The organism is Candidatus Eisenbacteria bacterium (assembly GCA_035577985.1).
In the GTDB taxonomy this organism is placed as follows: Bacteria; Desulfobacterota; Binatia; order DP-6; family DP-6; genus DATJZY01.
This window is the reverse complement of sequence record DATJZY010000113.1, coordinates 1-25,818: the sequence shown is the minus strand read 5'-3', so window position 1 is coordinate 25,818 and position 25,818 is coordinate 1. Positions and strand designations below refer to the sequence as shown.

The following is a 25,818-nucleotide window of genomic DNA, read 5'->3' as shown; positions in this document are numbered from 1 at the left end:
CAATCCCTGCGATCGGAGCATGACGAGCAATCGCGTCGGCGCGAATTGCCCTTGACGGCGGCGACCCGGCTCGCGCATAGCGGGACGAGGGGGGCTTCCATGCGCCGTCGTCGACTGGCCCTGGCCGTCGCGTGCACGGTCGCCGTCGCGCGGGTCGCGACGGTCGCGGCGGGGGTGCATCCGCTGCTGCGGGCCGGCGACGTGTTTCCGGGCGGCACGGTGACGGAGATCTCGTCGGTCGCGGCGGCCCCCTCGGGGCGCCGCGTCGCCGTCCTCGTCGGCGCGACGATCCCGTCGCGACCAGGTGCGACGAGCGCGCTGGTGCTGTGGGAGAACGGCAGCCTCACGACCCTCGCGCTCGAGGGCGATCCGCTGCCCGGCGGCGGGACGTTCGGCGCACCGGCGTCGCTGTTCACGAACGACGCGGGGACCGTGGCCTTCGAGATCGCGGACCACGTCTACGCCTACGACGGCGGGGCGTTCGAGGAGATCCTGGGCCTCACCGATCTCCCGGCGGGCGACAACTGGATCGGCCTGCGCGTCGACGACTTCAACGACGACGGCGACGTGCTGCTGACGGGGATCGCGCAGAACGTGCCGGGCGGCCCGCTCACGTCGGCTCTCCTCTCGCTCGCGGGCGGAGCGGTGACGGAGCTCATGCGCGTCGGCGCGCACAGCGCCGAGGGGGACCTCATCGCCACCTTCCAGGGCGCGCGCATGAACGACGCGCGACGCATCGTGTTCAGCACCGGCTTCAGCGCCGTCTATCGTCTCGACGCGGGCGTCATCCGTCGCGTCATCCGGCAGGGCGACGCGGCGCCGGGCGGCGGGCTCATCGACGACGTCGCGCAGCACGCGATCGACCAGGGTGGGAACCTCGTCCTGGTCGCGAACCTCGGCGACGAGCTCGCGCACGAAGGCTTCGCGGGCCAGATGATCCGCGTCGACAGCAGCGCGATGGGCGCGTTCGTGGTCGACGGCACGCCGAGCCCCTGGGGAGTCCAGTGGTCGAGCAACAGCGCCTGGCCGGCGTTCAACCGGCGCGGCGACCTCGTCTTCCGGGGCGCGTTCTACGGTCCGCCGTCCGCATCAGTCGTCCTGCGCCGGACCGACGGCGTGACGACGCGCCTGCTCGACGACTACACGCCGGCGCCGTGGGATCCGGCGCATCGGCTCTTCGGCGCGTCCGCGCCGCAGCTGAGCGACGATCGGCGCGCGACGCTGGCGACGTTCATCGAGGGGCAGCCCGACGGGGGGCCGACGGTGCTCGTCCAGGTCGCGACCGACTACGACGGCGACGGCATCGACGACCCGGACGACCCGTGCACCGACAGCGACGGCGACGGCCGCGGGGATCCGGGCTTCCCCGCCAACACCTGCCCGCGCGACAACTGTCCGGGCGTCTTCAATCCGACGCAGCAGGACGGCGACCACGACGGCCTCGGCGATGCCTGCGACATCTGCCCGGCGGCGTACGATCCCTCCCAGGCCGACGCCGACGGCGACGGGCTCGGGGATGCGTGCGATCCATGCACGGATCCCGATCGCGACGGCTGGGGTCGCCCCGTCGACGCGTGCGGCAATGACAACTGCCCCACGATCGCCAACGTTGATCAGCGCGACAGCGACTACGACGGCGTCGGCGACGCATGCGACAGCTGTCCGCTCTTCGCGAATCCCGACCAGTCGAACCCGATCGTGTGCCGGCCGACCGCGATCGTCGGTCTCACGCCCGCGGAGCGCGTCCGCTTCGAGGAGGGGCTCCAGACGTTCATGCAGACCGAGACCCCGACCTCCGGTCTCGGGCCCGTGTTCAACGGCGCGAGCTGCGCCGAGTGCCACAACCGGCCGAGCATCGGGGGGTCGGGCACGCGCGTCGTCACGCTCTTCGGCACGACCGGCGCCGGCGGGTTCGACCCGATGGCGGTCCAGGGGGGCGCGCTGCTGCAGTCCGAGGGCGTGTCGACGCCGACGTGCACGGTGGCCGGCGAGGTCGTGCCCACGGCGGCAACCATCGTCGCGCAGCGGGATACCCCGGCGCTCTTCGGCGCGGGGCTCATCGAGGCCATCCCCGACTACAAGATCCTGCGCTTCGCCGATTCGCTCGACCGCAACCACGACGGCGTGATCGGGCGCCCGAACATGGTCGATCGCCGCGTCGGGCGGTTCGGCTGGAAGGCGCAGGCGGCAAAGCTCGACGACGTCGCGGCCGACGAATACCGCGACCAGATGGGCATCACGAGCCCGACCCGCCTGGAGGAGGTGCGGCCCCAGGGTGGGCCGCCCGTCTGCGACACCGTCCCCGAGCCCGAGGACAGCGGAAGCGCGATCGGGGCATTCACCGGCTTCCTGCGCGCTCTGGCCCCGCTCGTCGACCGGCCCGTGCTCGACGTGAGGGCGCGCATCGGCAAGCGGATCTTCCGGCGCATGCGTTGCCACGTCTGCCACACCGACAAGCTACGCACCGGCCTCACCAGCATCCGCGCGCTCTCGAACAAGCGCGTGCGGCTGTACTCCGACCTCCTCCTGCACGACATGGGCTCGCTCGGCGACGGTGTCGTGCAGGGCGACGCGGGCGGCAACGACTTCCGCACGGCGCCGCTGTGGGGAGTCGGCCAGAGCGCGCCGTATCTGCACGACGGGCGCGCGGCGACGCTCGAGGAGGCGATCGAGGCGCACGATGGCGAGGCGGCGGGATCGCGCGACCGCTACTTCTTCCTCTTCCCCTCGGAGAAGGCCGCGCTGGTCGCGTACCTCCGCTCGCTGTGAGCGTCACCGTCGTCGCGTACACCATCTACCACTCGCCGAACGCGTACCTGGGACACGTGCTCGCCGAGCGCGCGCTCGCCGGCCTGCCGGTCGTGGTCGAACGACGGCCGATCGTCGTGCCGCGCTCACGCGGGGTGAAGGTCGCCGACCTCGTCGCCGGGCGCGAAGCCGAGCGCCACGGCCGGTACCATCGCGAGGATTGCCTGCGCTGGGCTCGCCGGTACGGCATTCCGTTCGAGCCGCCGCCGCCCGCCGCGTTCGCCGAACGCGCGGCGCGGTGGGCGGCCTCGCCGCTCGCGCGCGAGGAGCTGCCCGCGCGCGCGTACTATGCTGCGGTCGGCAGCGGCAAGGAGGACGCGCTCGACCGCGCGCTCTTTCGCGCCGCATGGGTGCTGGGGCTGGACGTCAACGACGAAGAGGTAGTACGACGGGCCGCCGCGACGGCGGGGCTCGATCCCGATCGCCACCTCGCGGCGGCAATGGCCGAGGGACCCGGAGACATGGTACGCGCGGCGCTGGACGCCTTCGACCGCGACGAGTGCCCGGGCGTGCCGACGTGGGTCGTCGCGAGCGAGCGGTTCTGGGGCAAGGACCGCGTCGATTGGCTCGCTGCGCGCGTGCGCGAGCTCGCGGGAGCGCCCGCGTGATCGAATCGGTCCGGGCGCTCCTGCCGCGCATCCGGGCGGCGGCGGACGAGATCGAACGGGCCCGGCGGCTGCCGCTGGAGCTCGTGCACGCGCTCGCCGACGCCGGCGTCTTCCGCCTCTGCGTGCCGCAGGCGCTCGGCGGGGAGGAAGCCCACCCCGGTCGCCTCGTCGAGGTGATCGAAGCCATCGCCACCGCCGACGGCTCGGCGGGATGGTGCGCCATGATCGGCGCCACCAGCGGCGTCGTGTCGGCGTATCTCCCCGACGACGTGGCGCGCGAGATCTACGGGACGGACCCCCGCGTCGTGACGGGCGGCGTGTACGCGCCGAGCGGCACGGCGGTGCCCGAGGCAGGGGGCTATCGCGTCTCCGGCCGCTGGCCGTTCGCATCCGGCAGCGAGCACTGCGCCTGGCTCATGGGGGGCTGTCTCGTGCGCGACGGTGGTGCGCCGCGCGCCCGCATGATGCTCTTCCCCGCCGCCGAGGCGCAGATCATCGACACGTGGACGGTCGCCGGCCTGCGGGGAACCGGGAGCCACGACATAGCGGTCGACGAGCTGTTCGTGCCCGCCGCGCGCTCGGTGTCGCTGACCGAAGACCACCCGAGCGCGGGCGGCGCGCTCTACGCGTTCCCGGTCTTTGGCCTGCTCGCCGGCGGGATCGCCGCCGTGGCGCTCGGGATCGCGCGCGCCGCGATCGACGAGCTGGTTCGGCTCGCCTCCACCAAGACGCCGCAGGGCTCGCGTCGCTCGCTCGCCGAGCGTGCCGTCGTCCAGGCGCAGGTCGCCGAGGCCGAAGCGCTCGTGCGCGGAGGCCGCGCGCTCCTCGCCGACGCGATCGGCGACGCCTGGCTCGCAGCCGAGGCGACCGGCGAGATCGCGACGGCGGAGCGCGCGGCGCTTCGCGTCGCCGCGACGCACGCGACGACCAGCGCCGCGCGGGCGACCGATCTCATGTACAACGCGGGGGGCGGGACGTCGGTCTACGCGACGAGCCCGCTCCAGCGCTGCTTCCGGGACGTGCACGTCGCCACCCAGCACGCGATGGTGGCACCCGCGACGCTCGAGCTGGCCGGTCGCATCTTTCTCGGCCTCGACACGGATACGACCCAGCTATGAGCGCCTACACGACCCTCGAGACCGCGCGCACGGGCGACGTCCTGCGTGTGACGATCGCCCACCCGACCAGCCCGGTGAACGCGGTCGACGACGCGCTCCACCACGATCTCACGCGCCTCTTCGCCGACCTGAAGCGCGAGCGCGACGCGCGGGCCGTGATGCTGACCGGCCGCGGACGGGCGTTCTCGGCCGGCGGCGACTTCAACTGGTTCCCGCAGCTCCGCGAGCCCGGCCGCATGGAGGCCCTGCGGCGCGACGCGAAGCAGCTCATCTGGGACCTCCTCGACGTCGAGATCCCGATCGTCGCGGCGTTGAACGGGGCGGCGATGGGGCTCGGCGCGTCGATCGCGTTGCTGTGCGACGTGATCTTCATGGCCGACACCGCGACGATCGGCGACCCGCACGTGCGGGTCGGCATCGTCGCTGGCGACGGCGGCGCCGCCATCTGGCCGCTCGCCGTGGGTCCCGCGCGGGCCAAACAGTATCTGCTGACGGGCGATCCGCTGCCCGCCGCCGAGGCCGAGCGGATCGGGCTCGTGAACAAGGTCGTGCCGGCCGCGGACCTCGATCGCGAGGCGAGCGCCTTCGCGGCCCGCCTCGCCGCCGGCGCGCCGCTCGCGGTCCGCTACACGAAGCTCGCCGTGAACAAGCTCGTGAAGGACGCGTTCAACGTCGCCTTCGACGCGTCGACGGCGCTCGAGCTCGTCACCTTCCAGAGCGAAGACCACCAGGAGGCGCTCGCGGCGATCCGCGAGAAGCGCCCGCCCGCGTTCAAGGGACGCTGAAAGGAGATCCGACCCGTGCTGACCGTCATCGCAACCCTCAAGGTGAAAGCCGACAAGACCGCCGCGTTCGAGGACGAGGCGCGCAAGATGATCGCGCACGTCGAGGCGAACGAGCCCGGCACGAAGACCTACGTCTGCCACCGCAGCACCGCCGACCCGACCGTCTACGTCTTCTACGAGATCTACGCCGACCAGGCGGCCTTCGCGCAGCACGGCGGCAGCGCGGCCATGCAGGCGTTCTTCGGCGCCATGCGCGGCATCGCCGACGGACGTCCCGAGATCGCGATGTACGAGGAGATCGCCGCGGTCAGGCGATAGCTTCGCCGTCGCGGCGCACGTCGTGGATGCGGGTACGCAGATTGCGGCGGACCCCCTCCGCGTCGAGGCCGATCGCTTCGCAGATGTTGTCGAAGCTGAACGGCCAGCTCCGATCGCGGCTCTCGACGTACGCGATCGCGCTGCGCTGTGCACGGCGATCTTCGCGCGAAGCGATGCCCGTAGCGCGGGCGTACGCGGTGCCCTGACAGTCGTCGAGAACGGTCTGCAAGACGGCGAGCATGAGGCGCTTCTGCGGGCCGGCGAGCTGCGCGTCGGCGCGGCGCAGGTACTGGATCGGGAGGATGACGTGCAGGCTGCTCATCGAGGCGCCTCGCCGTGCGTGACCGCTATCCTCGCTGCCCGAAGGGCCGATGCGTCGCAGCCCCATGCGAGACCGTCGTCGCACTCTGGGCGGGCTGCGGGGCGGGCCGTGCGGCGGTGGTGCGTAGCTCGTCGGCACCGAGCCAGCCGTCCGAACCGTTCTCGCGCGCGCGCACGCGATAGCGCGTTCCGGCCGAGCCGCGCGGGCGCCAGGCGAGCACCTCGACCTCGGCGCCGTCACCCAGGCCGCCCCCCGGGGTCACGCCGCGCTCGTCCATCAGGACGACGATCGGGCGATCGGACGGGGAGTGGACGAACACCCGCTGGCCGACGGCGAGGACCGGTCGCGTGTCACGGGGGCGGCCGACCGGTCGCTGACGAGAGGGAATGAACGCCATGTAATCTCCTCTGGGAGCCGCGCCCGAGGAGGGAGGCTCCATGCCTCTGTCCTGGCCGAGGGTTCACTCTCCGCCGGAATGACGGCCGCTGTCAACTCCGTGGCGGGTGCCACTGTCAGCGGATTGACCCTCACCCGCAATCGAGAAGCCGCCGATACTCCGATCGGTAATGGAGCCGCACGCCTCACGTGTACTCGGCGCGGTGCTCGACGCCGTCGGGGACGCGGCCGGCTATCCGGACGTGCTCTTCCGCATCTGCCGTGCGCTCGTCGAGGCGGTCCCGTGCGAGCAGACGACCATCTACGCCTACTCGCGGCGCACGCGGACCTATCTACCGAAGGCGGACTTCGGAACCCCGTCGCACGTCGTCGAACGCTTCCTGCGGCGCGGCTTCGGGGCGCGGACGTTCGGTGACGATACGGGCCTCTCGGCCGGCCGCCTGCTGTGCGCGTCGACGGCCGACGCCTCGCCGGTGATGGCCGAGGTGCTCGAAGCCGCCGAGCTGTCCGGGCTGATCCTGCTCCCCCTCGTCTTCAACGGCGAGAACGAAGGGACGATCAGCTGCGGCCTCAAGCACTCGCAGCGCTTCAACGCGGAGCAGATCGAGGCCCTGCAGCGCGTGGCGGCGCACGTGGCGCTGCTGGTTCGCAACGCCCGCCTGGAAGCGGACGCCGCGCGTCTCGTCACGCGGCGCACGTGGCTCGCGACGTGGGCGGCGCAGGTTCTGGCGGCGACCGACGCGCTCGACGTCGGGGCGCTCCTGGGTCAGATGAGCCGGGACCTGTTCCGCGCGAGCGGCGCGTGGCTCCTCATGGTGGAGGAGGACGCGCTCGTCGCACGCCAGACGGCCGCGCAGGATCGGGGCGCCGAGCTCGCGCGCATCCCGCTCGGCGACCGCTCGGTGTCGACCGACGCCCTGCGCTGCGGGCAGGTGCTGGTCGCGAACGACTTCCGCAAGTCGGAGTACATGCTCCACGAAGCGGCGCGGCGCTTCCATCCCGCCTCGGTGCTGGCCGTTCCGCTCTTCGACGACGCGGGGCCGGTCGGCGTGCTCGTCGTCCACGATCGCGACCACCCGCGCCGGTTCCGGCCGACCGACGAGGAGGACGCGCGGATCCTCGCCACGGTGGCGACGGCCGCGTTGCGCAAGGTACTGCTCGTCGAGGCCATCACGCGCGCCAATCGCGCCAAGAGCGACTTCCTGGCGAGCGTGTCCCACGACCTGCGGACCCCCCTCAACATCATCACGGGCTACGCGCAGCTCCTGCACGAGGAGGCGTTCGGGCCGCTCACGCCCGAGCAGTCGGACACGCTCCGCCGCATCCTGCGGACGGCGGCGGATCAGCTGGGGCTCATCAACGACCTGCTCGATCTGGCCCGCATCGAGCAGGGAAAGGTCGCGTGGACGCCCCAGCCGATGGCGGTCGCCCGGCTGATCCCGCCGCTCGCGGAGATGATGGAAGCGCTGCTGCGCAATCGGCCGGTGCGCTTCGAAGCGGCGGTTTCCGAGGACGTCGTCGCCCGGGCCGATCCCGAGCGCGTCCGCCAGGTGCTCGTGAACCTCCTCACCAACGCTGCGAAGTTCACGAACGAGGGCTGCGTGCGCCTCGTGGCGGCGCTCGAAGGCGAGGGCGTCTGCATCTCGGTCGAGGACACCGGTCCCGGCATCGAGCCCGAGCTGCGCGATCGCGTGCTCGAGCCGTTCGCGCGGGGCTCCTCGCCCCAGGCCGGCTCCGGTCTCGGCCTCGCGATCGTCGCGCGCCTGATCCAGGTGATGCAGGGGACGATCGCCATCGACAGCACTCCGGGCGCCGGCACCCGGATCGCCGTCCGTCTCCCGGCCGCCTAGCCCACCTCGGAGACGGCGTCGAGCTCGCCCGGCTCGGGGAGATCGTCTTCCGGCGGTCCGGCGGCGAGCCATGCATCGGCGGCGCGGCGGCCGGCGGCCGCGAGCTTCTCGAGCATCACGCGCCGGAAGTCGAGATAGGAGCCGGGGCCGCAGATCTCCGTCTCGGGCCGCAGCGCCTTGTAGAGGCGCACCGCGCGGTAGCCGCCCTCGAGCTTCGCCAGGCGATTGCGCGTGAAGAGCAGCTTGCGGTCGACGTTGTAGGCGTTCTCGAGCAGCGCATCGACCGTGCGCTCGACCGCGTCGCCGAGGCTGCGGAGCGGCCGCGCCGACGCGACGCCGGGCGTCTGCGTCACGAGCACCGTGACGATCTCCTCGACGCCGAGCGCCACGACCGGCGCGAGGGGCGTGTTCACGAGCAGTCCGCCGTCCCACAGGAGATGGTTCTCGACCGCGACCGGCGGGAAGAGGAGGGGAATGCTCGCGCTCGCCATCACCATGTCGACCGTGATCGCCGGCACGATGTGGTAGTCGGGCTCGCGGGTGAGCGGCGTCGCGACCGTGACGTAGCGCACGATGCGGCCCGTGCGCACGTCGACCGTGTTGATGGCGAGGCGCATCGCGCGCTCGTGGATCGTCTCGCCGCCGAACGTGTCGACGAGACGCTGGCGCAGCCGGGTCGTGTCGGCGAGCGCGGAGCGCCGCACGCCGCCGAGGAAGCGGCCGACGAGATCGAACCGTGACGTCAGCAGGTACTCCGTGACGAGCGCGAGGAAGCTCCCCAGCCGCGGCGGCACGTGGTTCTGCGCGCGCTGGATGAAGCGCCGCACGGCCGGACCGCCGCCGAAGACATCGAGCGAGTCCTCGGCGGTGAGGTCGGCGACCGCCTTGATCGCTTCCTCGAAGAACGTCGGATCGACGACCACCGGCGGATCGGCGGCGATGTCGCGCCAGAACTGCCGCATCTCCTGCGGGCTCTTGCCGCTCGCCAGCAGGGCCGCATTGATGCCGCCCGCCGACGTCCCGGAGGCCACCACGGGCCCCGCGCCGAACTCCGGATCCTGGAGGAGCCGCTCGAGCACGCCCACCTGGAACGCCCCGCGCGCACCACCGCCCGAAAGCACCAACCCCCACCGCCGCCCCATCGCGTTCCCTTGTAGAGGAGGGCGGGGCCGGGCGCAAAACGGCCGCGCGGGGTGTCGCCCGCCGCGCCGCGGCGGGTGTCGCCCGCCGCGCCGCTCCGTGGTAAGCGCGAGCCGCCATGACGACCGAGAAATCTTCTGCAGGTCTGCTCGCCGGCGTCCGGATCATCGAGAGTGCGCTGCTCGGGCCCGGCGCCGTCGGCATGCAGCTCGCCGATCTCGGCGCCGAGATCATCAAGGTGGAAGGACCGGGCGGCGACTACGTGCGCAAGATGGCCTTCCCGATCGTCGATGGCATCTCGCTGCTGCACTGGCATCTCAATCGCGGCAAGAAGAGCATCATCCTCGACCTGCGGACGCCCGAGGGCGTCGCCACGTACATGGACCTCGCGCGCGGTGCCGACGCCGTCATCGAGGGCATGCGTCCGGGCGCGCTCGCGCGCCGCGGCCTCGGCTACGACGACCTGCGCAAGGTGAACCCGAAGATCGTCTTCTGCACGCTCTCGGGCTACGGCATGACCGGCCCGTACAAGGACATGCCGAGCCACGGTATCGCCTACGACGTCTGGGCGGGCGTGGCCCGCCCGACCTTCAACGCGGAGGGCATGCCGACGCTGCCGTCGTACACGGCCATCGGCATCAACGCCGGCCCGCTCTACGCTGCGCTGGGGATCTGCGCGGCCATCATCCGTGCGCGGGCCACGGGCGCCGGCTGCCGGTTCGAGGTCGCGCAGAGCGATGCGGCGGCGGCGTTCAACTGGAACGGCATCGAGGGCAACAAGGCATACGAGCGTCCCGAGGACGAGGTCACGGGGAACGACGGCGACGGCAAGGGGCCGCGCCGTCCGGTCGGCGACGACAGCATGACCGAGTCGGTCCGCTACCAGTACTACCGGTCGAAAGACGGCCTCGTCCTCTTCATGGCATCGGAGCGCGAGTTCTGGAAGAACTTCTGCGAGGGCGTGGGGCGGCCGGAGCTGTTCGCGCAGAACCCGGGCGCGAAGTACGCGGACCACGCGCGCGGCAATATGGCGCTGCGCCGCGAGCTGGCGGCCATCTTCGCGACGCGCACGACCGACCAGTGGATCGCCTTCGGGCTCGAGGTGAACACCCCCATCTGTCCGGCGAACACGGTGAAGACGATCACGAAGGACCCGCAGTTCCAGGCGCGACTGCCGCTGCGGCCCTACCGGGAGGCGGGGACGGATCTGATGCCGTCGCCGGTGAAGCTGATCGGCGAGGAGCTGCCGGTGCCGGCGATCGCGGCTCGCGAGCCCGGCCGCGACACCGACGAGGTGCTGCGTGGGGTCCTCGGGTACGACGCGGCACGGATCGCGGCGTTGCGTCAGGCGGGCGCCCTCGGCTAGCGCACGATGCGGCCCCGGCGCTCGGGCGGCGGCTTCGCCGCGATCGGCTACTCCATCGCGAGGGCGCGCGAGGCCGGCGGGCTCCTCCAGGTCGGCCGGCGCCTCGCGACGCACAACACGTGCAAGACGTGCGCGGTCGGCATGGGCGGCCAGCAAGGCGGCATGCGCAACGAGGCCGGCTCGTTCCCCGAGGTCTGCAAGAAGTCGATCCAGGCCCAGGCGGCGGACATGCAGCCGCCGATCGACGAGACGTTCCTGCGCACGCACGACCTGGCAACGCTCGAGCGCTGGTCATCGCGCGAGCTGGAGCGCGCGGGACGCATCGGCTTCCCGATCGTGTGGCGCGAGGGCGACACGCACCTCCGCCGGATCGGATGGGACGAGGCGCTCCACATGGCCGCCGGCGCCTTCACCGCGACCATCCCCGACCGCACCTTCTTCTACGCCTCGGGACGCAGCAGCAACGAGGCGGCATTCCTCCTCCAGTGCTTCGCCCGCGTCTACGGGACGAACAACGTCAACAACTGCTCGTACTACTGCCACCAGGCCTCCAGCGTCGCGCTCGCCGAAGCGATCGGGAGCGGCACCGCGACGGTCACGCTCGAGGACCTCGGCCAGGCCGACCTCGCGGTCGTCGTCGGTGCCAATCCCGCCTCGAACCACCCGCGGCTGATCACGCAGCTCGTCGAGCTGCGGCGGCGCGGCGGGAAGGTGATCGTCGTGAATCCGTACCGCGAGGTCGGGCTCGTGCGGTTCCGGGTCCCGTCGGACTGGCGGAGCATGATGTTCGGCTCGGAGGTGTCGGATCTCTACCTGCAGCCGCACGTGGGATCCGACGTGGCGCTCCTCGTGCTGCTGTTGCGACGGGTGATCGAGCGGGGTGCGGTCGACCAGGCGTTCATCGGCGCCCACACGACCGGATGGGACGCGGTACGCACCGCGGTGATGGCACACGACGCGCGCGCCCTGCGCGAGGCGTGCGGCATACCGCGCGAGCAGGAGGAGCAGGCGGCCGAGCTGCTCGGGAAGGCGCGACGGGGGATCTTCGCGTGGGCGATGGGCATCACGCAGCACCGCAACGGCGTCGACAACGTGCAGGCGATCGTCAACCTGGCGCTCGCGCGCGGCTGGGTCGGCCGGCCGGGCTGTGGCCTGCTGCCGATCCGGGGTCACTCGAACGTGCAGGGCGTCGGCTCGGTCGGCGTCGCGCCGGCGCTGAAGACCGAGTTCGCGCGGCGCCTGGGCGAGCTCTACGGCGTGCGGCTGCCCGGCACACCCGGCATGCACACGCTGGCGAGCGTCGAAGCGGCCGCGGCGGCACGGATCGACGCGGCGCTGCTGCTGGGCGGCAACCTCTTCTCGGCGACGCCGGATCGCGCCTGGACGGGTGCGGCTCTCCGCAAGATCGGGACCACGGTCTACGTCTCGACCAAGCTGAACGAGAGCCACGTGCACGGCCGGGGGCGCACGCACCTCGTGCTGCCGGCGCTGGCGCGCGACGAGGAGCGGCAGTGCACGACGCAGGAGAGCATGTTCAACTTCGTGCGGCTGTCCGACGGCGGCGCGCCCGCCGCGTCGGCGGAGATGCGCTCGGAGGTCGAGATCATCGCCGCGCTCGCGCAGGCGGTGCTCCCGCCGGGGCCGGTCGACTTCGGCACCCTCACCGATCACGCCGCAATCCGCGCGGCGATCGCGAAGGTGGTCCCGGGCTACGAGAAGATCGGCGACGTCGATCGCACCCGCGAGGAGTTCCGGGTTGCCGGGCGCATCCACCATGAGCCCCGCTTCGCGACGCCGGACGGCCGCGCGCGCTGCCGCGTGACGCCGCTCCCGGCGTACGCGCCGGGCCCGGGTGAGTTCCGGTTGATGACGCTGCGCTCGGAGGGACAGTTCAACACCGTCGTCTACGAGGACGAGGACCTCTATCGCGGCAACGAGCGCCGCGACGTCGTCATGATGAACGCCGAGGACGCGCGCCGGCTCGGCCTCGCCAAGGACGCGCGGGTGCGCGTCGAGAACGCGACCGGCGCCATGGAGGCGCTCGTTCGCCTGGCACCGCTCCCGCCCGGGAACCTCGCGATGTACTACCCCGAAGCGAACGTCCTCATCCCGCGCGAGATCGACCCGCGCTCGGCGACGCCCGTCTTCAAGTCGACGACGGCACGCGTGGAGCCGGTGTAGGACGCGTCGCCGGCACGTGGCGCCGAGGCGTCCTTCTACATCCGGTAGAGGAGCGCCGCGTTTCCTCCGAGCAGGCCCGCGCGGGCGTCCGGCGGAAGCGTCGCAGCCAGCTCCCGCAGCTCGTCCATGTAGCCGGCGTCGTGGTCGCTGTGCGGGTAGTCGGTCGCCCACAGGAAGCGGTCCGCGCCGACGTGCTGCATGACGAGCGGGAGCGTGCGCTCGTCGGGGTCGCCCGAGATCCAGCACTGGCGTCGCACGTAGGTGCTCGGCGGCTCGCGGAGCGGGATCGTCACGCGCAGGCTCGAGCGCGCGAGGGCGTCCATGCGGTCCATCCAGTAGCCGAGCCAGCCGGCGCCCGACTCCAACACGACCAGGCGAAGCGCGGGGAAGCGGTCGAAGGTCGCGTACTGGAAGAACGTCGTGAAGGCCTGCTGCACCGCCTGCGCGAACATCACCTGGAGGTACCACGCGCCGGGAAACGGTACGGCTTCGGGCCACGTGAGCTCGTCGAACCGGTGATGCAGCGACCGCGATGGCGGATCGACGCCGGTGTGCAGCGCGATCGGGACGTCGAGATCGCACGCCGCGGCGAACAGCGGATCGTGGGCGGGGTGCCCGTGCGGGAGGCCGGAGAGCGTGAAGGGGAGGAGGAAGCCGCCCCGTGCCCCGGCGCGAACCGCGCGTCGCAGCTCCGTCGCCGCGGCATCCGGATCACCGAGCGAGAGGTGCGCGACGGGTACGAGCCGGCCGCCGCTTGCGGCGCAGAACTCCTCGATCCACCGGTTGTACGCGCGCGCGTGCGCGAGCGCGTAGGCGGGATCCGACACCTCGGCTTCCCACTGCAGGCCGAGGCTCGGGTAGAGAAGCGCGGCGGCGATGCCGTCGCGATCGAGGAGCGCGATGCGAGCCGCGGGATCGACCGCGGGACGCGGCGCGTTCTCGGCGTAGCGACCCGAGAGGCACGCGGCCGCGAGCTCGTCGAAGGGTTTCCCCATGCCGCCGAAGCCGCCCAGCATCTCCGGCGTCGTGAGCCGCGCCGGCCGGCCGTCGACGACGAGCGCATCGCGTCCGTCCGGCTGGCGCGCGACTCTGATCGCACGATCTCGCCAGGCGGGCTCGATGTACCGGGCCCATACGTCCGGCGGCTCGAGGACGTGGCCGTCGGCGTCGATGATCCGCTCGGTCACGGCCTCGTGCTAGCGCCTTCGCTCGGGCCGGGTCAACGCGGTCGCGATCGTCGCCTACTCGTGGGCAGCGGCCTTGACGCGCTCTTTGTCGGCGTGGGCGTCGGCGCGGGTGCGGGCGGCGTTCTCCTTCCAGGTCTGCTTGGCCTTACGCGGCCCGCCCGTGAAGAAGTCGCGCACGGTGCGGCCGACCGCGAGCGTACCGTCGCGCACGGCGTGCCCCGCCGTCCGCGCCGACTCCTTCGGTACGTCGACCACCGGGCTTTCCGCTCGAGCACACGGCGCCGCGAGCCCGAGCACCACGACGAGCGTCGCTATGATGCGCATGCTCAAAGCGTACACGCGTCCGATCCGTGCGCAACCGCGGCCGCGCCGACCGCGCCGCAAAAGGCGCCGCGTGCCAGGAAGAACGGGCGATTTCCGAACCGGGCGGTGATCTCTCCGAGAATCGCCCGCAGCGCCGGATTCCCCACCAACGTCGAGCCGCAGTACACGACCGTGTCGATCCGGGTCTCGCGCGCGAGCCCACCGCAGATGAGGGCGACGTTCTCGCCGACGAGCCCCATGAGCGCGTGCGCGACGTCCCCGGGCTGCGTCGACGCGAGCTTCGCGAAGCTCGACGCCGTCAGGTCGGCGGCGATGGCGGGCGCGACGTCGCGGTAGACGTCGCCGACCAGGAGATCGACGCGCCGGCGATCGCCCTGGGACGCCAGCTCGGCGATCGCGCGAAACGACTCGGCGCCGAGCAGGAGCCGTCCGAGGCCGAGCACCGTGCCGCCGCCGAGCGCCGTGCCGCCGACGCGGGCGACGTGCCCATCGTCGACCGACAAGATCGAAGTTCCCGTTCCGAGTGAGACGAGCAGATAGCGATCGGGCAGCACGACCCCCTCGTCGGCGGCGACGATCGGCGCACCCCGCGCCCAGGCCTCGAACTCGGGGACGTGCGTCACGGGCACGCCGGCCACCTCGGCGCCGAGGCCGATCGCGCCACCCCCGGTCGCGGCGACCCGCGTGGGGCCGAGCGTCTCGAGCCGCGCCCGCACGGGTGCGAGGTCGCGCGACGGATGATGCTCCGTTGCCAGGGTCGGACCTCGCACCGCGAGCTTGCAAAGCGTCGCGCCGACGTCGAGCCCGATGGTGGGCGGCACGGCGCGGGACGCTACCACCGGGCACCTGCCCGCCGCCAGGCGGCCGGATCGCCGCTCATCGCAGCCGGCGCCGGTAGAGGCCGACGCCGGCTGCGAGGTACGCGAGCCCGTACGTCAGCATCACCGCCGTCGGCACGAGCGCCGCCTCGTGCCGGCGGTGTCGCATCATGAGGTCGTTGAACGCGTCCATCGCCCAGGTGGTGGGAAACGCGAGCGCCACCTGCCGCATCCAGCGCGGCTCGAGATCGATGGGCCACCAGCAGCCGCCGACGGCGGCCATCGTCATGATCACGATGGATCCGACGGGCAGCAGGGCCTCGCGCGACCGCGTCGTACCCGCGACCACGAGCCCGAAGGCCGCGCCCGCGAAGACGATCCCGATGGTGGGGAGCACGAGGGCCCACGGCTCGGGCCCCAGCGAGACGCCGAAGCAGAGCCACCCGACCGCGAGGAGCACGATCATCTGCGCGACCCCGACGCAGAAGCGCGAGCCGAGCTTCGCGACCAGCACCTGCGTCAAGGACACCGGCATGGCGCGCAGCCGATCGAGCGTGCCCCAGTCGCGCTCGTCGACGAGGCCGAGCGAGACGCCGAGCAGCATGCCGAGGAGGATGAAGGTCACCGCGAAACCGGGCACGTTCTGGTCGAAGGTGTTCATGGTGACGGCGCCGCCCCCGACGTTCACCTCGTCGACGCCGAGCGAGGCGCGCACGGCGGCGGGCGCAGGCGGCAGCTCGACGTCCGGTACGTCGATCTTCGGCAGCGCGGGGAGCGCCGGCAGCTCGATCTCGAGCTTCGGCAGCGCACCCGCCGCAGAGACCATCGGCGGCGGGTCGGGGAAGGACGGTGGCGGGGGGATCGCGTCGGCGCGACTTCCCGCGAGCCGGCGCAGCTCCGCGAGCCAGTCTTCGAGGGCCCGGCGCTTCCCCGCGAGCTGCTCGAGGTAGGCGCGGAGCGGCGCGAGGCGAGCATCGAGCGCGTGCGCCACGTCGTCGCGTGCGCGAGCGATCGACGCCTCGGCGCCACGCCGTCGCTTGGCGGCGTCGTTCCAGGCCGCTTCGATCTCGTCGCGCGCGCGCAGCGTCCGGCTGCGCAGCTCGCCGAGCTGCCGCGCCACCCGCTCGCGCTCGGCGCGCGCGTCGTCGGCGAGCCGCGTCGCGCGTTCGCGCGCCAGCCCCTCGCGCAGCTCGGAGAGCTTGGCGCGCACGTTCAGGCGCTCGAGGTACTTGACCGTATCGACGTAGAGGACGAGCCGGGCGGGCTCGCCCCGGTCGAGCGCCGCCGCGGTGCCCGCGGGGACGACCAGGGCCGAGCCGGCGCGCTTGCGGCGGACGAGGTCCTGGGCCTCGGCGCGTGTGGCGACCGGCTCGAGCCGCACCGAGGTCTCGTTCGCGAGCCGCTCGCGGATGGTGCGGCCGAGCGCGCCGCCGTCCTCGTCGACGAACGGCAGCTCGTAGGCCGTCTGCCCGCTCGGGTCGGCGCCGTAGAGGTTCGCGAGCGAGAAGCCCGCGACGGCGATCACGACCATGGGCGCGATCATGAGGAAGAAGAGCCCGGCGCGATCGCGCCAGAGCAGGCGCAGATCCTTCGCGAACAGGGGTCCGAGCGCACCCATCAGTCGCGCAGCTCGCGGCCCGTGAGGCGCAGGAAGACGTCCTGGAGATCCGTCTGGTGGAGGTGGAACTCCAGCACGTCGCCGCCCACGGCGGTCGCGCGCTCGAGCACGAGCGCGGCGTCGGCGAGGGTCGCGAGCGTCACCAGCGCCTCGTGACCGCGCGGCGTCACGACCGGCGCACCCGCGGCGGACCCGGCGCCAGCGCCGTCGAGCCATCCCGCCGGCAGCGGTTCGCGCGTGACGAGCGTCAGCCGCAGGCCCTCGCCCAGCTCGTGCACGAGCGCCGCCGGCGTTCCGGAGGCGATCACCCGCCCGTGGTCCAGCAGCACGACGCGATCGCAGACGCGCTCGGCTTCCTCGAGCAGGTGCGTGCTGAAGAGGACGGCCGCGCCGCGCGTCGCCTCGCCGCGGACGGCGTCGAGGATCCGCTCGCGCGACTGCGGATCGACGCCGACCGTCGCCTCGTCCAGGAGCACCACGCGGGGCGCGTGCAGGAGCCCGCACGCGAGGTTGAGGCGCCGCTGCATGCCGCCCGAGAACGTCGCCACCACGTCGGCCGCGCGGTCCTCGAGGCCGACCAGGACGAGCGCGCGATCGACCGCCGCGCGCGCGGCGCCGCCGCCCAGGCGGGCGGCACGCGCGAAGAACCAGAGATTCTCGCGCGCCGAGAGGGACGGATAGAGCGCGATCGACTGCGGGACGACGCCGAGCGCGCTCCGCACCGCCGACGGCGCGTCCGAAACCGAGTGGCCGGCGACCGCCACCATGCCGGCGTCGGGGCGCCGCAGGGTCGAGAGCACCGACAGCGTGGTCGTCTTGCCCGCCCCGTTCGGTCCGAGAAGGCCCACGACCTCGCCGGCCGAGATGGCGAAGCTCACGTCGTCGAGGATCGTGCGGCCGCCGAGCGCGAGCCGGAGGCCACGGACCTCGACGAGCGTCATCTCGCCCATCGATGACCGGCGACCGCCGACCTGTCAACGCGGGTGCGTGTCGATCCAGCGCCACAGGAGCGGCGTCAGCGCGCCGAGCAACGCGCCGAGCGCCGTCCCCACGAGGACGAGCGCGAGGGCGAGCGGACCGGCGCCGCCGGAGACGCCGACGATCCAACCCGAGAGTCCCCCGCCGGCCGCGCCGGCCGCGGAGGAGACCGCGAGTCGATGGGGTCTCGCTGCCGCCATGGCCACGATTCGAGGATATCGGCTGGCGGCGCACGTTCGAGGTCGCGCTCGCCGGGCACATCGCCTTGACGGAGTCCTGCGCGAGTGGAATCAGCACTCGCCATGGCGATCGAAGAAGGCAAGAAGGCCCCCGCGTTTTCGCTACCCGATCAGGACGGGAAGAAAGTCTCGCTCGGCGACTTCGCCGGGAAGCATCTCGTCCTCTACTTTTATCCGAAGGACGACACGCCCGGGTGCACGAAGGAGGCGTGCGGCTTCCGCGACGACTGGAAGACGCTCCAGAAGCTCGGCGTCGCGGTGGTCGGCGTTTCGGGCGACGGTGCGGCGTCCCACCAGAAGTTCCGCGCCAAGTACAAGCTGCCGTTCCCGCTCCTGTCCGATCCCGACAGGAAGATGATGGCGAGCTACGGCGCGTACGGCGAGAAGACTATGTACGGCAAGAAGGTGATCGGGGTCATCCGCTCCACCGTCTGGATCGGTCCCGACGGCAAGGTGCGCAGGCACTGGAGAAGGGTGGCCAAGGCCGAAGACCACCCGAGCCAGGTGCTGGAGCAGCTGAAGGGCGAGCTCTAGCCTGTTACAACCCGTCGCCGCTCGCGCCCGGGACCGGCTCGAGGCGGAGCGTGTACGGGTGGCTCATGTACGCGACGAAGAGGTCGCTCCAGTACTTCTGCCCCATCGCGGCGGCCACCTTCTCCACCATGTCGGGCGCCTGGACGCCGCGGACCTGCTCGAACGTCTTGCCGGCGATGCGAACGCCGATCACGGGCTTGCTGACGTTGCGATCGAAGCGGCCCGCGGCGCGCGATCCGAGACGCACGTAGAGCTGGCCGTCGATCACGACGAGCCACACGGGGAACCAGTGCGGCTCCTGGCCCGGGTCCGTGGTGCGAAGCTCGACCGTGGATTCGTTCGTCCACGCCTGGGGCGTCCAGTCGGCGGCGCGGACGGGGTGGCCGACGAGCAGGGCGGTCACGATCGCCGTCGCGACGAGTGCGGTTCGCATGTGCGGCTTCATGGCAGGTGCGCGGGGTGGCCGGCAAACGAGCCGCCGCTTGACCGGGGCCGTACCGGATGGCGTATCGACTACCCGATGCTGCTGCTCCAGGCCTGGGCGCCCTGGCTGTTCCTCGTCGCGGCCGTGGTCGGCGCCTGGTTCACGTTCAACGCGTATCGCCCCATCAACTGGCCGGCGCCGATGGCGCTCGGATCGTTCTTCGCGGGGTGGCTCACGACCGAGCTCGCGTTCCACCACATCGCCTGGCAGGCGGCGATGACGCTCGTGTTCGTGTGGGCGGGCGCGCTCACCGCATGGCCCGGCTGGGTGGCCCTGGGGCTGACGCTCGTGTCGTGGATCGGCCTCGCGCGCTGCTACGTGAAGGCGCGCGCCGCAGAGGGCGTCGTCGAGACCGCGCTCACGACCGCGCTCGGCGGCGACTACGTGGAGCGGATCCTCCCCGCCGTGCGCGAGCAGTTCGCGCCCGCCGTCGACTGGTGGCAGATCGCGCTGCCGTTCCCGATGCGCCATGCGTCGGTCGAGCGCATCCGCGACGTCGAGTATCACCGCGTGGGGAACCTCGGCCTCCACCTCGACGTCTATCGACATCGCGACCGTCCGAGCGGGTGTCCGACGCTGCTCCAGGTCCACGGCGGCGGATGGATGGTCGGCAGCAAGAACGAGCAGGGCGTTCCGCTGATGCTCCACCTCGCGGCGCGCGGCTGGGTGTGCGTCAGCGTCGACTACCGTCTGTCGCCGCGTGCGACCTTCCCCGAGCCGCTGGTCGACGTGAAGCACGCGATCCGCTGGATCCGCGAGCACGGCGCCGAGTACGGCGCCAACCCGGACTTCCTCGTCGTCACCGGCGGCTCGGCAGGCGGGCACCTGTCCTCGCTCGTGGCGCTCACCGCGAACGATCCGGAGTACCAGCCGGGCTTCGAGGCGATCGACACCAGCGTCCGCGGCTGCGTCGCGTTCTACGGCGTGTACGATTTCACCGATCGTCACGGGCACTACCGCAATCCCGGGCTGGGGAAGCTTCTCGCGCGCTACGTCATGAAGGCGAAGCTCGCCCACGCGCGCGACGCGTACGAGAAGGCGTCGCCGATGAGCCGCGTGCACGAGGGCGCGCCCCCGTTCTTCGTCATCCACGGCGATCGCGACACGCTCGTGCCGGTCGCCGAGGCGCGGCGGTTCACCGAGACGCTGCGCGGGGCGCTGCGCGCGCCGGTGGTGTACGCGGAGATCCCCGGTGCGCAGCACGCATTCGAGCTCTTCCCGTCGCTGCGCACCACGTTCGTCGTGCACGGCGTCGAGCGCTTCCTCGCCTGGCTCTACAGCCAGTACCTGGCCGAGCACGGCACGACGGAAGGGACGCGCGCCAGCGCGTGACTCACCCGGGCGTCGGCCCGGCGCCCGCAGCGGTCTCGTACAGCTCGATCTCGTGGACGCCCCAGTGCGGCCACCACCCGATCGCCATGATCCCCGTCCCGACGGCAGGTCGCACGAAGCGGAAGTGCTGCCGCGACTCGGCCGGAATCACGAGGTCGACCAGAGATCCTCCGAATCCCTCGCGGCGCTCCGCAGTGGCGGCTCGACGAGCGTCTCGCCGGCGGCGGGCGTCCACGTGATCCCGTCGACGGAGGTCTCGCCCATCCTTCGAGCAGCGTATCGAGGCGGCAGGCGGGATACGTGTCCGGGAGCCGGCCTCGCCTTCGTCACCACGCGGTGGGTGCTGCGGGCCGCGCCCTGCGCGCCGAACTACGCCGTGCTGCCGTACTTCCCGCTCGTGCTCTGGCTGGTCACGCGTCCCGTGCTGAGCGGACGCGCCGTGGCGCTGCTCGCGGGGCTCGTCGCCATCCAGTCGGCGTCCGGGGTCTACGTCGCAGCCGGGTTGCTCGGGTCGCTCGTCCTGTTGGGCGGTGGCGAGCTCCTGGGCTCGTCCACACGCGCGCACGGACGTCGCACGCTCGCCGCCGTGGCGCTCGCGCTCCCGTTCGTGCTGCTGCTCTTCTGGGACACCTGGTCGTCCGTGCCGAGAACCCTCGCCTCGCCGAGCAGACGTTGTGGGCGTTCCCCGAGCCGGTGCCGCTGCTCCTTCCCTGGGGCTGGCTCCTCTGGACGGCACCGACCAGCGTGCCGCTCGCCGCGTTCGCCCTGATCGCGATCGGCGGGCTGGCCGCATGGCGTGTTGGTCCGGGCGAGGGCCTGGGGCGGGTATGGGCGGTCGTGCTCGCCTGGGTCGTCGCGGGCGTCGTCGTCGCTCTGCCGCCGCGCGTGCTCGTCCACGGGCACGTTCTCGAGCTTCCGCAGGCGCTCGTGGCCCGCTGGACTCCGATCTACGAGGCGCTTCGCGTGCCCGAGCGGATCGGCGTGTCGGCGCTCGTCGGGCTGGCGCTGCTGGTGGGCCTCGCGTTCGCTGCCTGCGAGCGTCTCGTCCGACGATGGGCACCGGCGCTGCCCGCTGCCGGGGTGGGGCTCGTTCTCGCGCTCCTGGCGGGACTCGCGTGCTACGACGGCTACGTGAATGCGCGGGGGATCCCGTACATGCGGGGCAATCCACCCATCCCGGCGACCTTTCCGCTCTTCGAGGCGCCGGTCGAGGTCCCGGAGGTCATCGAGGCGCTGCGCGGAGCCGGACCCACGATCGACGTGCCGGCCTGGCCTCCGCGCGGCGCGGCGTCCGCGGGCCTGCACGCGAGAGCCACGTACCGCGCGATCCAGCACGGCAGGCCGATCCTCAACGGCTACAGCGGCTACTGGCCCGCCGGCTTTCCCGAACGCATGGCGGTCGCCACGCAGCTGCCAGGTCCGGCGGCGCTCGCCACGCTGCGGAACACCACCGGGCTGTCGACCGTGGTAGTTCGCCTCGACGAGCTCCGGCCGCGCATGCTGCAGGCGTGGGTCCTGGCCGCCGCCCATCCGGAGCGAAGCGGCCTCCGTCTCGTCGCCCACACGCCGTCGGTCCTGGTGCTTTCGGTCGCGCCCGACTCCGAGCGGAGATAGGTTGTGTGCGGATGGCGGACGGCGAAGAGCTGACGGCGCGCATGACGCCGAACGAAGGCCAGGCGCACGACTGGGCCGTCGTGCTCTCCGCAGCCGGTGTGTCGTGCCGCGTCGACCCGCGCGCGGAGGGCTGGGCGCTCGTCGTCTCGGTGCGGGACGCGACACGCGCCGCCGACGCGCTCGCGGCGTACGAGTCCGACGCGCCGCCGCCACCGATTCCCGACACGTTCGAGTACGGCCCCACGCGCGCCGGCTTTTTCATCGCGGCGCTGCTGCTCGCGTTCCGTCCCTTCACGGGCTACCGGATCGGCGCGAGCCCGGCGTTCCTTGCCGGTGAGGCGAACGCGGGCGCGATCGTCTCGGGTCAGGTGTGGCGCACGGTGACCGCGCTCACGCTCCACGCCGATCCGACGCATCTGCTCGGCAACGTGGTTGCGATGGCGCTGCTGGCGACCGCCGTGTGCCGGCTGCTCGGGCCCGGTCTGGGCGGCATGCTGATCCTCGTCGCCGGCGCGGGTGGCAATCTGCTCAACGCGTATCTGCGGACCGGCACGCACACGAGCGTCGGGGCGTCGACGGCGGTGTTCGGCGCCGTCGGCATCCTCGCCGGGCTCGCGATCATGCGGTCGGGCGGCGCGGGAAGGCGTCCGTGGGTGCCGTTCGCCGCCGGGCTGGCGCTGCTCGGGCTTCTCGGCACGGGCGAGCACGCCGACCTCGCGGCCCACTTCTTCGGGTTCCAGATCGGGATTGGTCTCGGTCTCGCGGTTGCGGTGATGCAGGGCGATCCGCCGGGCCGCCGCGTACAGCAATGGCTCGGCGGCGCGGCGCTGGCGACGGTCGCCGGCGCGTGGCTGCTCGCCCTCGGCACGATTCCTCGGAGGTAGGGACATGTACGAGACCCTGCGCGTCGATCGCGAAGACCACCTCACCTGGCTGACGCTCGATCGCCCGAACTCGCTGAACGCGATGAGCACGACCCTCATCCGCGAGCTCGGCGACTTCTTCTGGAAGCTGCACGACGACCGCGAGGCGCGCGTGCTGGTGCTGCGCGGCGCCGGTCGCGCGTTCTGCGCCGGCCTGGACCTGAAGGAGAACACGGGAGGGGAGGGCGCCGGCGGCTCCGTGCAGGGCGGCCTGCGAGCCCAGCGCGCCGTCAGCGAGCTCGCGATGCTCATGCGCCGCGCCCCGCAGCCGATCATCGCGGCGGTGCACGGTGCCGCGTGCGGCGGCGGCTTCGCGCTCGCCCTCGCGGCCGACGTGCGCATCGCGGGCGAGTCGGCGCGCATGAACGCCGCCTTCATCCGCATCGGCCTATCGGCCTGCGACGTGGGCGTCAGCTACTTCCTGCCGCGCCTGGTGGGAGCGTCGATCGCCTCCGAGCTGCTGCTCACCGGCAACTTCATCGACGCCGCCCGCGCCGAGCGGACAGGGCTCGTGTCGCGCGTCGTCCCCGACGGCGAGCTCGAGTCGGCGGCGCGCGCGATGGCGCAGGACATGCTGCGGAACTCGCCGATCGGCCTCCGCCTCACCAAGGAGTGCCTGAAGTTCTCGATCGACGCACCGTCGCTCGAGGCGGCCGTCGCGATGGAGGACCGCAACCAGATCCTCGCCGCGCAGACGAGCGACTTCCGCGAGGGCATCACGGCCTTCCTCCAGAAGCGCCCGCCGACGTTCGGGGACACATAGCCGGCCCAAGACTGCGTCTTGGGCCGGGGCCGAGAGTGTGGCGTCCGGGTACGCGCGTGCCACCGACGCTCGACCCTCTCCGACCCAAGACGGAGTCTTGGGTCGGCTTTCCTAGTTGACGATCGGGAGCGCGCCGCGCTGGGCCAAGTGCTCGCCGAACAGGATGCCGCGCGCGCGATACTTCTCCTCGGTGCGCTCGGTGATGAGGCCGAGGCGCATCAGGTTCGGCATCACGGTGTGCATGAAGGGCTCGCTGTTGAGGAACCCCCACTGCTCGAGCGAGTGCATGCTCTGCACGACGGCGTCGGGCTCGAGGCCGTACTTCGGCCCGAACCGGCGCAGCATGTCGAGCTGCTGGTTCGCATTGAGGGTCTCGAGGACCTCGAACGCGAAGTCCTCCATCGCGGCGCGTTCCTCCTCGGTCGACTCCTTCACGATGCGGCGCATGGAGAGGATTCCGAAGGCGGCGTGACGCGCCTCGTCCTGGTGGACGCGGGTGATGATGTCCTCGATGAGGGGGCTCGTGTTGGCGCGCTTCACGATGTCCATGATCCCGACCGCCATGCCCTCGAACAGGGTCTGCATGCCGAGCACCTTCAGCTTCCACGTCGGCGCCTCGAGGAGCTTGTCGAGCAGCACCTTCAAGGTCGGATCGATCGGGTGGATGACACCCATCTTGCGCTGCAGGAACTTCGCGAACACCTCGACGTGGCGCACCTCGTCGATCACCTGCGAGCCGGCGTACCACTTCTGGTCCATGGTGGGGCAGGTGTTCACGAGCTGGCCGCAGAGCTGGAGCGCCGCCTGCTCGCCGTGCAGGAGCTGCGAGATCAGGTGTGAGAACTCGTCCCACGCCGCCGCCCGGCAGGTCGCGTCGTCGGCCTCCATGGTGGCGAGGATCGACGGCATGAGCGCGCCGCCCTCCTTCACCATGAACCACTCCTCGCGCGGCAACGGGATCGACCAGTCGACGTCCTCTTCGGCGTTCCACTGGCCCTTCTTGCCGCGCTCGTAGAGCGAGCGGAGCTCCTCGACCTCGCTGCCGTACTCCCACGTCCAGTGCAGCTCGAGCGGTACCTCGACGTCGAGCTGGGTGCGCAGGCGCTGGATCTGCTGCTCGTCGACGAAGTCGACGACTTCGAAGGATCCGATCTGACGGCGGTTGTCGGGTAGCAGTGTCCTCATGGTTCGATCCTCACTTGCGGGTCGCGACATGGAGGGGAGACACGACGAGGCCGTGGCGGATGAGCGCCTTGACCTCCTGCTTGCGACGGCGCACCTCGCTCCCCGAGAAGAGGGGCCGCCCGATCAGCTCTTCACCGAATTCGCCGGAGGCGAAGTGATACACGGTGGCGCCGATGATGGTCTGCACGGTGTGGGGGGCGTTGGCGGGACGGAAGGCGCCGCTCTCCATGCCCTCCTTCAAGAGACGTTCCGCCGCGCCGACGACGCGACGAATCGTCGCGTTGACGGTCTGCTCCTCGGGCAGCTCGCCGGTCAGCTCGTCGTCCTCGAACAGCGACCGCAGGAGGAGCCGCGCGTAGGTCGGGTGCTTCGCGAGCACGTCGATGACGAGGTCGAGCCAACGATCGAGCCGCTCGACCGGCGTGCCGCCGAGCGAGAGCGAGCGCATGAGCTCGGTCTCGATGCGGTCCATGATGCGCGCCATGACCGCGGCGTAGAGCTGGGCCTTGCTCGAGAAGTGGTGGAACAGGGAGGACTTCGACAGTCCCACCTGCTCGGCCACCTCGGAGAGCCCGATGCCGGCGAAGCCGCGACGCGCGAAGAGCTGCTCGGCGCAGTCGAGGATCTTGTCGCGCGAAGGCCGGGAGGATGCGGCAGCGTTCGTCATGCCCGTCCGATCGGTCTCATGTAACCGACCGATCGGTCGGGTGTCAACCAGGGCCTTCGCAATCAGTGGACGCTGTAGCCCTTCCCCTGCATGCAGGCGGCCAACGCTCTGCCGTAGGCGGCCTGACCCTGGCTGGTGGCTGCCTGCTGTTCTCTTCCTGCCTGCCGCTTCCTCATGCCGCCGGCGACGGTTCCGGCCGCCGCCCCGGCTGCAGCGCCCTTGCCCGCATCTCCACCGATCGCTCCTGCGGCGGCACCCAC

Annotated in this window: 27 protein-coding genes; 13 read left to right on the top strand and 14 right to left on the bottom strand. The window is 71.9% G+C overall.

Annotated elements, in window-relative coordinates:
• The first annotated feature begins 99 nt into the window (after positions 1–99).
• Genes VMS22_15915 through VMS22_15895 form a run of 5 tightly spaced genes read left to right on the top strand, consistent with a single transcriptional unit; the run spans position 100 to position 5,637 of the window.
• Positions 100–2,769, top strand: coding sequence for a di-heme oxidoredictase family protein (locus VMS22_15915; protein HXJ35520.1), 2,670 nt, complete (start codon positions 100–102; stop codon positions 2,767–2,769).
• The gene (locus VMS22_15910) at positions 2,766–3,416 is read left to right on the top strand and encodes a DsbA family protein (protein HXJ35519.1); all 651 of its coding nucleotides are present in this window, start codon (positions 2,766–2,768) and stop codon (positions 3,414–3,416) included. Before VMS22_15915 ends, VMS22_15910 begins: the two co-directional genes overlap by 4 nt.
• On the top strand, positions 3,413–4,534 hold the full coding sequence (locus VMS22_15905) for an acyl-CoA dehydrogenase family protein (protein HXJ35518.1): 1,122 nt from the start codon (positions 3,413–3,415) through the stop codon (positions 4,532–4,534). The genes VMS22_15910 and VMS22_15905 overlap by 4 nt, the downstream gene beginning before the upstream one ends.
• Positions 4,531–5,319, top strand: coding sequence for an enoyl-CoA hydratase-related protein (locus tag VMS22_15900; GenBank protein ID HXJ35517.1), 789 nt, complete (start codon positions 4,531–4,533; stop codon positions 5,317–5,319). Before VMS22_15905 ends, VMS22_15900 begins: the two co-directional genes overlap by 4 nt.
• A 15-nt stretch (positions 5,320–5,334) precedes the next feature.
• A complete protein-coding gene (locus VMS22_15895; protein HXJ35516.1) occupies positions 5,335–5,637 on the top strand; it encodes a putative quinol monooxygenase in 303 nt (100 codons plus the stop codon).
• On the opposite strand, the gene VMS22_15890 is transcribed toward VMS22_15895, so the two are convergent.
• Both VMS22_15890 and VMS22_15885 read right to left on the bottom strand, forming a co-directional pair.
• The gene (locus VMS22_15890; GenBank protein ID HXJ35515.1) at positions 5,627–5,959 is read right to left on the bottom strand and encodes a hypothetical protein; all 333 of its coding nucleotides are present in this window, start codon (positions 5,957–5,959) and stop codon (positions 5,627–5,629) included. The two genes, VMS22_15895 and VMS22_15890, sit on opposite strands and share 11 nt — an antisense overlap.
• 25 nt (positions 5,960–5,984) lie before the next feature.
• The gene (locus VMS22_15885) at positions 5,985–6,356 is read right to left on the bottom strand and encodes a hypothetical protein (protein HXJ35514.1); all 372 of its coding nucleotides are present in this window, start codon (positions 6,354–6,356) and stop codon (positions 5,985–5,987) included.
• Positions 6,357–6,558: 202 nt separating this feature from the next.
• Here VMS22_15885 and VMS22_15880 point away from each other — a divergent pair, with 202 nt between their 5' ends.
• Positions 6,559–8,205, top strand: coding sequence for a GAF domain-containing sensor histidine kinase (locus VMS22_15880; protein ID HXJ35513.1), 1,647 nt, complete (start codon positions 6,559–6,561; stop codon positions 8,203–8,205).
• On the opposite strand, the gene VMS22_15875 is transcribed toward VMS22_15880, so the two are convergent.
• Complete coding sequence (locus tag VMS22_15875) at positions 8,202–9,347, bottom strand: patatin-like phospholipase family protein (GenBank protein HXJ35512.1); 1,146 nt, start codon at positions 9,345–9,347, stop codon at positions 8,202–8,204. The genes VMS22_15880 and VMS22_15875 overlap by 4 nt on opposite strands.
• A gap of 116 nt (positions 9,348–9,463) precedes the next feature.
• Here VMS22_15875 and VMS22_15870 point away from each other — a divergent pair, with 116 nt between their 5' ends.
• Positions 9,464–10,711, top strand: coding sequence for a CaiB/BaiF CoA-transferase family protein (locus tag VMS22_15870; protein HXJ35511.1), 1,248 nt, complete (start codon positions 9,464–9,466; stop codon positions 10,709–10,711).
• A 6-nt stretch (positions 10,712–10,717) separates the two neighbouring features.
• Positions 10,718–12,892: an FdhF/YdeP family oxidoreductase gene (locus VMS22_15865; protein HXJ35510.1), complete on the top strand. Its 2,175-nt coding sequence runs from the start codon at positions 10,718–10,720 to the stop codon at positions 12,890–12,892.
• A 35-nt stretch (positions 12,893–12,927) separates the two neighbouring features.
• Here VMS22_15865 and VMS22_15860 read toward each other — a convergent pair whose 3' ends face one another.
• The 6 genes from VMS22_15860 to VMS22_15835 are packed head-to-tail and all read right to left on the bottom strand — an operon-like array spanning position 12,928 to position 18,017.
• Positions 12,928–14,079: an amidohydrolase family protein gene (locus VMS22_15860; GenBank protein HXJ35509.1), complete on the bottom strand. Its 1,152-nt coding sequence runs from the start codon at positions 14,077–14,079 to the stop codon at positions 12,928–12,930.
• A 54-nt stretch (positions 14,080–14,133) separates the two neighbouring features.
• Positions 14,134–14,403, bottom strand: a complete 270-nt coding sequence (locus VMS22_15855) for a hypothetical protein (protein HXJ35508.1) — start codon at positions 14,401–14,403, stop codon at positions 14,134–14,136.
• A 2-nt stretch (positions 14,404–14,405) separates the two neighbouring features.
• Positions 14,406–15,224 (bottom strand): hypothetical protein, encoded by an 819-nt coding sequence (locus tag VMS22_15850; protein HXJ35507.1) that lies wholly within the window; start codon positions 15,222–15,224, stop codon positions 14,406–14,408.
• A 55-nt stretch (positions 15,225–15,279) separates the two neighbouring features.
• The gene (locus tag VMS22_15845) at positions 15,280–16,839 is read right to left on the bottom strand and encodes an ABC transporter permease (GenBank protein ID HXJ35506.1); all 1,560 of its coding nucleotides are present in this window, start codon (positions 16,837–16,839) and stop codon (positions 15,280–15,282) included.
• A complete protein-coding gene (locus VMS22_15840) occupies positions 16,839–17,780 on the bottom strand; it encodes an ABC transporter ATP-binding protein (GenBank protein ID HXJ35505.1) in 942 nt (313 codons plus the stop codon). The genes VMS22_15845 and VMS22_15840 overlap by 1 nt, the downstream gene beginning before the upstream one ends.
• A gap of 33 nt (positions 17,781–17,813) precedes the next feature.
• Positions 17,814–18,017 (bottom strand): hypothetical protein, encoded by a 204-nt coding sequence (locus VMS22_15835; protein HXJ35504.1) that lies wholly within the window; start codon positions 18,015–18,017, stop codon positions 17,814–17,816.
• 102 nt (positions 18,018–18,119) lie between these two features.
• On the opposite strand from VMS22_15835, the gene bcp reads away from it, so the two are divergent.
• Positions 18,120–18,590, top strand: coding sequence for a thioredoxin-dependent thiol peroxidase (bcp, locus tag VMS22_15830; protein ID HXJ35503.1), 471 nt, complete (start codon positions 18,120–18,122; stop codon positions 18,588–18,590).
• 4 nt (positions 18,591–18,594) lie between these two features.
• Here the strand turns inward: bcp and VMS22_15825 are convergent, their stop codons facing one another.
• Positions 18,595–19,023 (bottom strand): hypothetical protein, encoded by a 429-nt coding sequence (locus VMS22_15825; GenBank protein ID HXJ35502.1) that lies wholly within the window; start codon positions 19,021–19,023, stop codon positions 18,595–18,597.
• Between the two features lie 87 nt (positions 19,024–19,110).
• Between VMS22_15825 and VMS22_15820 the strand changes: the two genes are divergently transcribed.
• Positions 19,111–20,406, top strand: coding sequence for an alpha/beta hydrolase (locus tag VMS22_15820; protein ID HXJ35501.1), 1,296 nt, complete (start codon positions 19,111–19,113; stop codon positions 20,404–20,406).
• A 1-nt stretch (position 20,407) separates the two neighbouring features.
• Here the strand turns inward: VMS22_15820 and VMS22_15815 are convergent, their stop codons facing one another.
• A complete protein-coding gene (locus VMS22_15815; GenBank protein HXJ35500.1) occupies positions 20,408–20,557 on the bottom strand; it encodes a hypothetical protein in 150 nt (49 codons plus the stop codon).
• 521 nt (positions 20,558–21,078) lie between these two features.
• Between VMS22_15815 and VMS22_15810 the strand changes: the two genes are divergently transcribed.
• The 3 genes from VMS22_15810 to VMS22_15800 are packed head-to-tail and all read left to right on the top strand — an operon-like array spanning position 21,079 to position 23,706.
• Positions 21,079–22,020 (top strand): hypothetical protein, encoded by a 942-nt coding sequence (locus VMS22_15810; GenBank protein ID HXJ35499.1) that lies wholly within the window; start codon positions 21,079–21,081, stop codon positions 22,018–22,020.
• A gap of 11 nt (positions 22,021–22,031) precedes the next feature.
• Positions 22,032–22,904, top strand: a complete 873-nt coding sequence (locus VMS22_15805) for a rhomboid family intramembrane serine protease (GenBank protein ID HXJ35498.1) — start codon at positions 22,032–22,034, stop codon at positions 22,902–22,904.
• A gap of 4 nt (positions 22,905–22,908) precedes the next feature.
• Positions 22,909–23,706, top strand: a complete 798-nt coding sequence (locus VMS22_15800) for an enoyl-CoA hydratase-related protein (GenBank protein ID HXJ35497.1) — start codon at positions 22,909–22,911, stop codon at positions 23,704–23,706.
• Positions 23,707–23,817: 111 nt separating this feature from the next.
• Here VMS22_15800 and VMS22_15795 read toward each other — a convergent pair whose 3' ends face one another.
• From VMS22_15795 to VMS22_15785, 3 genes are all read right to left on the bottom strand, one after another.
• Positions 23,818–24,891 carry a ferritin-like domain-containing protein gene (locus VMS22_15795; protein HXJ35496.1) on the bottom strand — a complete coding sequence of 358 codons (1,074 nt, stop codon included), beginning with the start codon at positions 24,889–24,891 and terminating at the stop codon, positions 23,818–23,820.
• 10 nt (positions 24,892–24,901) lie between these two features.
• Complete coding sequence (locus tag VMS22_15790; protein ID HXJ35495.1) at positions 24,902–25,558, bottom strand: TetR/AcrR family transcriptional regulator; 657 nt, start codon at positions 25,556–25,558, stop codon at positions 24,902–24,904.
• 62 nt (positions 25,559–25,620) lie between these two features.
• On the bottom strand, positions 25,621–25,818 hold a 198-nt coding region (locus VMS22_15785), incomplete at its 5' end, for a hypothetical protein (GenBank protein ID HXJ35494.1).

Bases quoted from the DNA above. Each gene is read 5' to 3' on its own strand.
- VMS22_15915 (HXJ35520.1), top strand. From the start codon at position 100: ATGCGCCGTCGTCGACTGGCCCTGGCCGTCGCGTGCACGGTCGCCGTC.
- VMS22_15900 (HXJ35517.1), top strand. From the start codon at position 4,531: ATGAGCGCCTACACGACCCTCGAGACCGCGCGCACGGGCGACGTCCTG.
- VMS22_15890 (HXJ35515.1), bottom strand. From the start codon at position 5,959: ATGAGCAGCCTGCACGTCATCCTCCCGATCCAGTACCTGCGCCGCGCC.
- VMS22_15885 (HXJ35514.1), bottom strand. From the start codon at position 6,356: ATGGCGTTCATTCCCTCTCGTCAGCGACCGGTCGGCCGCCCCCGTGAC.
- VMS22_15875 (HXJ35512.1), bottom strand. From the start codon at position 9,347: ATGGGGCGGCGGTGGGGGTTGGTGCTTTCGGGCGGTGGTGCGCGCGGG.
- VMS22_15870 (HXJ35511.1), top strand. From the start codon at position 9,464: ATGACGACCGAGAAATCTTCTGCAGGTCTGCTCGCCGGCGTCCGGATC.
- VMS22_15865 (HXJ35510.1), top strand. From the start codon at position 10,718: ATGCGGCCCCGGCGCTCGGGCGGCGGCTTCGCCGCGATCGGCTACTCC.
- VMS22_15855 (HXJ35508.1), bottom strand. From the start codon at position 14,403: ATGCGCATCATAGCGACGCTCGTCGTGGTGCTCGGGCTCGCGGCGCCG.
- VMS22_15845 (HXJ35506.1), bottom strand. From the start codon at position 16,839: ATGGGTGCGCTCGGACCCCTGTTCGCGAAGGATCTGCGCCTGCTCTGG.
- VMS22_15840 (HXJ35505.1), bottom strand. From the start codon at position 17,780: ATGACGCTCGTCGAGGTCCGTGGCCTCCGGCTCGCGCTCGGCGGCCGC.
- VMS22_15835 (HXJ35504.1), bottom strand. From the start codon at position 18,017: ATGGCGGCAGCGAGACCCCATCGACTCGCGGTCTCCTCCGCGGCCGGC.
- bcp (HXJ35503.1), top strand. From the start codon at position 18,120: ATGGCGATCGAAGAAGGCAAGAAGGCCCCCGCGTTTTCGCTACCCGAT.
- VMS22_15825 (HXJ35502.1), bottom strand. From the start codon at position 19,023: ATGCGAACCGCACTCGTCGCGACGGCGATCGTGACCGCCCTGCTCGTC.
- VMS22_15820 (HXJ35501.1), top strand. From the start codon at position 19,111: ATGCTGCTGCTCCAGGCCTGGGCGCCCTGGCTGTTCCTCGTCGCGGCC.
- VMS22_15805 (HXJ35498.1), top strand. From the start codon at position 22,032: ATGGCGGACGGCGAAGAGCTGACGGCGCGCATGACGCCGAACGAAGGC.
- VMS22_15800 (HXJ35497.1), top strand. From the start codon at position 22,909: ATGTACGAGACCCTGCGCGTCGATCGCGAAGACCACCTCACCTGGCTG.
- VMS22_15795 (HXJ35496.1), bottom strand. From the start codon at position 24,891: ATGAGGACACTGCTACCCGACAACCGCCGTCAGATCGGATCCTTCGAA.
- VMS22_15790 (HXJ35495.1), bottom strand. From the start codon at position 25,558: ATGACGAACGCTGCCGCATCCTCCCGGCCTTCGCGCGACAAGATCCTC.